The following is a 7,071-nucleotide window of genomic DNA, read 5'->3' on the forward strand; positions in this document are numbered from 1 at the left end:
TTTAAATTCATACTTTCTACATATATTGTAATATATTTTTTATTTTCGTAAAAATATACAATTAAAAATAAAAGTCCCATCTTTTTATGTGAAAAAGAATGAGACTTTTATTTTTAATTTTACCACTTACTTCCTTAAACTCAAAATAAACTTAAAATTTTATAGTATAGATAATATAAATTGTTTTGCTGTACGTCCTGAACGGCCACCATGTAAAAGTTCCCATTGAATAGCTTTTTCACGTAGCGTGTTTTCATCTAATGTTACTTTATAATGTTTAGCGATGGCATATACCATTTCTAAATATAAATTTTGATTTGGCGAAGTAAAAGTTAATGAAAGCCCAAAACGATCTGCTAAAGATAATTTTTCTTGTCTTGTATCTGTAATATTAATTTCTTGTCCCTGACGATCATCCCAAGTTTCCTTTACTAAATGACGTCTGTTTGATGTAGCACAAATAAGTACATTTTGCGGTCTCACCTCAATGCCACCTTCAATAAGGGCTTTCATATATTTATATTCTACTTCAAATTCTTCAAAAGATAAGTCATCTAAGAATAATATGAACTTCAGACCCCTTTCCCTTAAAGTATGTAAAATGCGATTAAAATATTTAAAATCTGCCTTAGAAAGCTCAACGACACGTAACCCCTCTTTACAATAAGCATTTAAAAGCGCCTTTATAGAAGAAGACTTTCCTGTTCCTCTATCACCAAAAAGTAAGACATTGTTAGCTTCCTTACCTTGTAAAAAGGCTTCTGTATTTTTTATAAGTGCCTTTTTCTGATAATCACATCCAATAAGCTGATCAAATGTAATAGGGTCACATTCACCAATCCCTACAAGCCCTATTTTTTCATCCCACTTAAAAGCTTTATATCCATTCATTATACCTGCACCAAAGCGTTTATAATAACCTACTAAGTAATCTACTATCTCTTCTGCTGAGTGTGCATTTTCAAATACTTCATATAAAGGATCTAAAAAAGTTGGCGCTCCTTTTGCAAGTTCGATATCAAATGGCGAATGATGCCATAAGTCTAAAACTTGTGCAATGTCTTTTACAGCTAATGTACGGAGCGCCTCATCAATTTTTTCCCCGTCTCGCTCACAACTTACTGAAAATGCATTTTCTGAACGAGCTACTAAATATGTTAAATACATTTTAAACAAATGTTGTTTAAGTCCAGCTGCTACTCCCACCTCTAAAAGTTCACTTAGTGTTTCCTCATAAATTTTTTCTCTTATTTCATCTGCTTGACCTAACTGATGTTTGCAACTATTTGTGCTATACCCCAATCCTTCGTTTAAAGCATATACCCCATTTAAAATCTTATTTTCATTGAAATTACGATAAAATACAAATGACATATGTTTTCCTCCTGTTGTCTCTATATAGGAGTAATTATAATATATTTTAAATTTTTTTCAATTATTATTTGTTTTTTGATGTTTTTAAACGTTTTATCAACGAATCCATACTGTTGTACCAATAGGAATATTTTTATACAGCCAAGCACTATCTTTTTCTGAAAGACGAATACATCCATGAGAAACTTTACGTCCCAAATCATATTGACCAGATTTAATATAGGTACCACTTTTGTCAAATAAAACAGAGTGATACATGTAACTTGAGAAAAAAACAAGGGCATTTTTACAGCGAAAGTTTTTATCTACACCAAAATAAGGCATGCTATATTCTATTTTAAATACGCCTGTAGGTGTTGCATTGTTTACCTTTCCTGTGGAGCAAACAAAAGTTTTCTCTAAATGCCAACCGCTAGGCGTCTTTTTCAGAACATGCGTACGCTGTCTATATAAATCTGTCCAGATTAAATAATCTGTCTCACTATGCATTTCATTTAAACTTACAAAATCCTCAACATCTTTTGAATCTACTGTCGGATTCAAACTTCCTGGGTCACCTTCTAAAATAATACTATTCCAAGGAATACGCACTTTTTTTCCATCTTTATCTTTAACAATATAATAGTACGTTTTCTCAGAACGCCAAATTTCTACCTTCTCTTTTTCTTTAAAAGGACCTACATTGTAGCGCATTGTCCCCATGACACGAAATGGTGGGAAAAGTTTAGAAAGATACTGTCTGCGCTTTTCATTTTCATAACGCTTAAGGAGTATCTCATTTTTTTGACCATATAATAAACTACTTTGACACTGCGTAGGTAATCCATTAATTTGCAAAATTAATGTTGTCATATACTCACCACTTTGTGTTAAGCTTTTAGGATATTTTTCTTTTGCTTGACCAGGATCTAAGGCATATCCCATTTCATAATGATCAATAAATGTCTTTCCATCCCAACAAATATGAAGTAAATCTAAGGAAATAGGAATTTGTGAAATATTAGTAATTTTTTCTTCATCTACTTTTACAAAATGATTCATCTTAAGCCAGCTATGATTCGTGATAAAAGCACCCTGATGCGTATCAATTTGCCACAATACTTTTAAGGCATCTAAAGGTACTAAAATTTCTCCATCTGCTTCAATAGTATACGTACGAAGTGGCCCTATATAAACAATCTGATTACTTATACTGACTGGCTGATCTTTTAATGGTAATGCTGCAACAGCTGATGTATCTAATGATTTACCATAATTTAAATAAATTATGCCATTTACTTCTTGTTTTTCAAGCCCCATTTTTTCTAAATAGGTTAAAGGAATATATTTATTTTCATGTAAACAATAAAGAGGATAAACATTTCCTCCCATAATAAATATATTATAATCTTCTTCAAGTACACCTACATAAATCTTAGGATTATATGTCATACCATAAGTACAAGATGAGACCAGAAAAAGACAACATAAAAAAATGCTAATAAGAATTTTCGGTTTAATCATTATACCTCCTCCTCTTATTAGCATTTCCCTATTTTCATTAATCTATGATACAATCAAAATATTTTTTATGCTTCTTAATTTGCTTTTTACTACCTACAACGCATAAATAAGGTGCTTCTTTAAAAGCATCAAAGAGACTTGCAAGACCTCTTATTTGTTCTAAATTTGTATTTAAAATCTCTTGCATAGCTTGTTCAAGCTGAGCCGTAGACATTCCACATAATGTATACATGAGCCCTCTTTCACTTTTTTGCTCCATACTCATAGGTGCTTGCATCGTCCCAATGGTATGAATAATATAACGTTCTAGTTCTCTATCTTCTAATTGTAAGTTTCTTAAAAGGTCACCTATTCCATCAAATACTTCAAGGGTCCCTGCAAGCTTAGGATCACAATAAGAACAAATAACTAAATTCCCATCTCGGCTGACTAAAAGATCGCAGCCATATGCCCCACCTTGCAAACGAATACGATCCCATAAATACGTACTTTCAATAATATGAGCTGCTACTTCTAATACACCATGATATGAGAAACCTGCTTCTATAAAATTAAATCCTTTTGCAATCGCTTCTACTTTTTGCATTGTACAATATGCTTCTCGCTTTGTATCTAATGCCAACTGATACTGATAATGTGATAACATGCAATCTTCTAAGCTATTTCCTAGCATGAATATTTGTTCCTGTAAAAATACCTCTTCTGATTTAGGTGCTGTAACATAAGCCATTAAGCCCTGCTTACACATAATCTTTTTATAGAGCTGCACTACCTTTCCCATTACTTCATCATATTTTATTTCAAACTGTTCATAGAATGCTTTAATAAACTGATAAAATCTAATGCCCGAAACAATATCTTCATATTGACCAGCTGGTGAAAAGAATGCAAATACACGTCTTGTTGCACGATATTCAGGTGCACCTTCAAAACTTCTTCCTAGTTCATATTGTATATTTCCAATAATCTCTTTGATTTTTCCCTTTTCTATAAAAATACTTTCAGTTAAGATTGATTGCATTAATATTCGCCACTTCTCTACCTCTTCTATAAGTACTTTACTTGTAATTTTAAAATAAGGCTTATAACTATTCGTCTCAAGATGATTATACGCTTGCAATGAACAATTCATGCCACCAGTTATACGATTAATGGCATTTTCAAGGGCTTGATAATCCATATTGGCTGTTCCAACATAAGTAAGTAAATGACCTAATAATCCCAAATAGGGCAAGTCTTCTTCTGGTACAATACGCGTATCAAACAATATATGAATATAAGCAATCCCCTTTGTCTCTTCTTCTTGGAAGTAATATTTAAAAGGTGCATCATTTATTTCCTTATGATGAATTGGTATAATTTCTAAATTTAAATCTTCCTTTTTTAAATAGGGCAAACATCTTAAATCTGCTTCTGTATTTTGCATCATTTGCATCTGTTCTAAATCCCACATCCTATTTACAATTTCTGTCTTATCATTGTCTGTCAAACTACTTTCATAGGTTGCTAAGCTTTTTTCTAAAGCGTCATGTTCTTCTTTTGCAAGTTGATGGCTTGGATTTAAAACCACGAGTACACGATGTTTATTATTTAAAAGGTACTTCTGAATTAAGGCTTCAAAGTAACCTTTTGCTTTATAGAGCTTAATCTTTTCTACAGGTTCCTTATATTTAAGGTGTATAAAAGGCTTACCACCATATAAATAACTATTTAAAATCATTTCACCATATTGAAGTCCTACAGGTTCATAAGATGCATCAACCTCTTTTAATTCAAAAGCAAGTGTATGTAGTGCTGCCTCTATAAGATCTTCATCAATACCTTCTTTTACTAACTTTTGAAGCGTTTCAAGAACTGTTTCTTCAAAAAGTCTTCCTTGATTTTTTGCTGCACCTTTTAATGAAATCGAAAAAACAGGTTGATAACGACTTGTATCATACCCTCCCTCACCTAAACTTACACCCAGATGACGATCTACCACTATAGCTTTTGCCAACGGAGATGCACTACTTCTAAGTAACATGTGTTCTAAAAGTTCAAAGGCAAGTCTAAGCTCTGCATCTAATGCTGTTCCTATTACAAAACTTAAACTCATTAGTGTTTGATTCTCTTCTAAATCTGCTGGATAAGCTTCTGTTACATAAAGTGGCTCATTAGGAGTTTTTTGACATTTTCCTTCAAAATTCCTTCTTATTGTTTGTTCTGATAGAGACGGTAGCTCCTTTAAACATGATTCCTCTAAAAGCTGTAATTGTTCTTTTAAGTCCATATTCCCATACAAATAAATCACGCTATTTTGTGGAACATAGTATTTCTCATGGAATGCTAAAAATTCATTGTAACTAAGTCCTACAATCTCTTGTGGTATGCCACCCGCATCAAATCGATAATGTGTATCTGGGAAGAGCGCCTTACTTAAAGCATGCTCAAGCCTTGTTGTTGCCTCACCATATTCACCCTGCATTTCATGATAAACAACGCCACTAATTCCTAGCTCGCCTTCGTCTAGCGTATAATGCCATCCTTCTTGGGCAAAAAGTCTCTCATCTTCCTTCATCAACGGATGAAAAACCATATCCATATAAACTTTCATGATACCACTTAAATCTTTTTCACTTAAGCTTGCACCATAATACATCGTCATATCTGGATAAGTACAAGCGTTCAATGTTGTACAAATAGACCCCTTTTCAAGGGCCATAAAAGTTTCCTTCAGTGGATACTTCTTCGATGCACAACATACTGTATGTTCTACAATATGAGGTGCACCATTATTACTTTCTGGCGGTGTATGAAAAGCTACACAAAAAACCTTATGGGGATCTTTGTTGCTAAGATTAATAATTGTGATCCCACTTCTTTCGTGTTTTAAAACACGCCCTATTCCTTCTACTTCTTCAATGTATTCTTGTTGAAGGAGTTTAAATCCCTTATATTGCTGTACACATTCTAAATCCATCCTAAATCCCTTCTATTATATCTCTCGAATTTATATTCCTACTATTCCGATTCCTCAAGCACTTCAAATTGTAACCAAATCGGTGCCGCTGAACCATTGGGAATCATATAACTTAAGGTCTTTGTTTCGTATGCCTTAAGATTCCCTAAATCAACTGCTTCCTTACAGCGTTTGAAATAATGCATACGTTCTATAGGGCATAAGTTGCCTTCTTCCCATTTGATTACACCTTTGAACACACCTGCTCTTGGTACAAATTGTACTTTTGTATCAGCTTCTGTTTGAATTGTAATATGATACATTATACCATAGTTTCCTCGGTTCATGGTAATTTCCTGCGTAATTCCATCTTTTCCTATTGCCCAATCTTCATCTTGTTCCATACACATATAATATTTTCCAAAACTAGGTAAGTGAAGTGTGTAATATTCTTCTAAAACAGAAAATGTACCTCGCGGATGACGATCTCGTTCTAAGTAAGGAAGTTTTGAAATAAATCCGCTATTTTCTGTAGGTAAAATGGCAGCTATAATCATTTCTATCTTCCCATTCGTTTCAAAATCAATAATACCCGTTAGTAACGAATGTGGGACCCATGAATTTTCTTCACTTTCAAATATAATCCTTTCTCCATAAGGAGGTACTACGATCTCTTCTTTCTCCTCTCCATTAAAATACTTTTCTAGTAATGTTTGTCCTGCTTGAACAATATACTTAGTAGGACCCACTACTTCTTTTTTTAATACTTGCACAGTCGTACTCATATCTTCTTTATTCCTTATAATCACTACAAGACGCTTATTACCACATGATGCATTTAAATGATGAAATAACAATCGTCCCCTTCCTATCACTTGCTCTTCATATAAAATGCCATGTGTTTTCACCTCTTCCGGTGAATCACTTAAAATAAGTTTTCCCTTTAAGACATCTTGAGGCGGTCTTTCAATAAGCTGATAACCTATAAAATCATTTTGCTGCTGGCCTAAGCAACTAGTTATGATTAAGCTACTCAATAAGCATATAAACAATATTTTTTTTAGTACAGATTTATGTGATGTAATCATTCTTTCACCTCATCCTAATTTGCTCCTTTCTAGTATGTACCTTTTATATCACTTCACATTCACATTTAAAAATCAAACTTTCCTAGTCTACAAAAAAAAGAGATAGGAAATCCCAATGTCATTAAGTTAAGACATTAATTAGGTATCGTCCAAAAAATAATCAAGTAC

Annotated in this window: 4 protein-coding genes; all 4 read right to left on the reverse strand. The window is 33.0% G+C overall.

Annotation, left to right across the window (positions count from 1 at the left end):
- Window positions 1-159: 159 nt before the first annotated feature.
- The 4 genes from AC1VAQ_RS14640 to AC1VAQ_RS14655 all read right to left on the reverse strand — a co-directional run bounded on the left by AC1VAQ_RS14640 (window position 160) and on the right by AC1VAQ_RS14655 (window position 6,903).
- On the reverse strand, window positions 160-1,374 hold the full coding sequence (locus AC1VAQ_RS14640) for an ATP-binding protein (RefSeq protein ID WP_302599553.1): 1,215 nt from the start codon (window positions 1,372-1,374) through the stop codon (window positions 160-162).
- Between the two features lie 96 nt (window positions 1,375-1,470).
- The gene (locus AC1VAQ_RS14645; protein WP_302599551.1) at window positions 1,471-2,877 is read right to left on the reverse strand and encodes a L,D-transpeptidase; all 1,407 of its coding nucleotides are present in this window, start codon (window positions 2,875-2,877) and stop codon (window positions 1,471-1,473) included.
- Window positions 2,878-2,914: 37 nt separating this feature from the next.
- Window positions 2,915-5,836, reverse strand: coding sequence for an insulinase family protein (locus AC1VAQ_RS14650; protein WP_479904078.1), 2,922 nt, complete (start codon window positions 5,834-5,836; stop codon window positions 2,915-2,917).
- A gap of 41 nt (window positions 5,837-5,877) precedes the next feature.
- A complete protein-coding gene (locus tag AC1VAQ_RS14655) occupies window positions 5,878-6,903 on the reverse strand; it encodes a hypothetical protein (RefSeq protein ID WP_302599549.1) in 1,026 nt (341 codons plus the stop codon).
- Window positions 6,904-7,071 lie beyond the last annotated feature (168 nt).

It is taken from the genome of Cellulosilyticum sp. (genome assembly GCF_982396655.1).

Excerpts from the sequence above, each read along its gene's own strand:
- AC1VAQ_RS14640 (WP_302599553.1), bottom strand. The coding sequence starts at position 1,374 with ATGTCATTTGTATTTTATCGTAATTTCAATGAAAATAAGATTTTAAAT.
- AC1VAQ_RS14645 (WP_302599551.1), bottom strand. The coding sequence starts at position 2,877 with ATGATTAAACCGAAAATTCTTATTAGCATTTTTTTATGTTGTCTTTTT.
- AC1VAQ_RS14650 (WP_479904078.1), bottom strand. The coding sequence starts at position 5,836 with ATGGATTTAGAATGTGTACAGCAATATAAGGGATTTAAACTCCTTCAA.
- AC1VAQ_RS14655 (WP_302599549.1), bottom strand. The coding sequence starts at position 6,903 with ATGATTACATCACATAAATCTGTACTAAAAAAAATATTGTTTATATGC.